This window comes from Megasphaera hutchinsoni (genome assembly GCF_001553405.1).
In the GTDB taxonomy this organism is placed as follows: Bacteria; Bacillota; Negativicutes; order Veillonellales; family Megasphaeraceae; genus Megasphaera; species Megasphaera hutchinsoni.
The window spans coordinates 1516-2244 of the sequence record NZ_KQ960938.1 but is presented as its reverse complement, the minus strand read 5'-3'; the positions used below and the strand labels follow the sequence as shown (position 1 = coordinate 2244).

Here is a 729-nt window from a genome sequence, read left to right as displayed (position 1 = left end):
CGAAGACGCATGAATTGGCAACGATGAATGACGGCATGCAATTTGCCGGCGACATCGGTAATGAAAATAAACTGAAGTTAAATCAGAAGCTTACCGTTACCGGTGGAATTACAGATAATGCAAAATTGAGTCAAGATAATAACATCGGCGTTATTGCAGACGGCACATCTACATTGACACTCCGTTTGGCTAAAGCAATCAAAGGTTTGGACAGCATTACATTAGGCACCGGTGATACAGCGATGAAGATTGACGGTGCAGCTAAGACAATCAGTAATGTAAGTACAATTACAGGACTTACTAATACGACTTTGCCTGATGATTTAAGTACGATGAAAGTCGATCAAGCAGCAAGCCAGGGACAGTTGAAAGCATTAGCCGAAAAAGTACAGACAAATGCCAATGCCATGAGCGATTATCGTTTGATTGGTAATGAAGCGGAAACAGATAAGAAATATAGTGTTACTGATCATAATGAAATTGTATTGACCGTACAAGATAAGAAGCATCCGGCTAAAACCGAAACGGTTACGATTAAAGATGTGGCGAAGAAATCTGAGTTAGTGGCATCGGATCAGAAATTTACTGATTATGCGGTGAAATATGATAAAAATGGCGATACCGTGAATAAAAACTCCATTACGTTGGAAGGCGGAGATGCCGGTACCGTTATCAAGAACGTAGCTAATGGAAAAGTAGCAGCAGATAGTAAAGAAGCCATTAACGGTA

Annotated in this window: 1 protein-coding gene; it reads left to right on the top strand. The window is 40.5% G+C overall.

Annotated elements, in window-relative coordinates; genetic code table 11:
* A partial coding sequence (locus tag HMPREF3182_RS07615) for a hypothetical protein (RefSeq protein WP_206445535.1) occupies nucleotides 1-729 on the top strand: 729 nt, incomplete at both ends.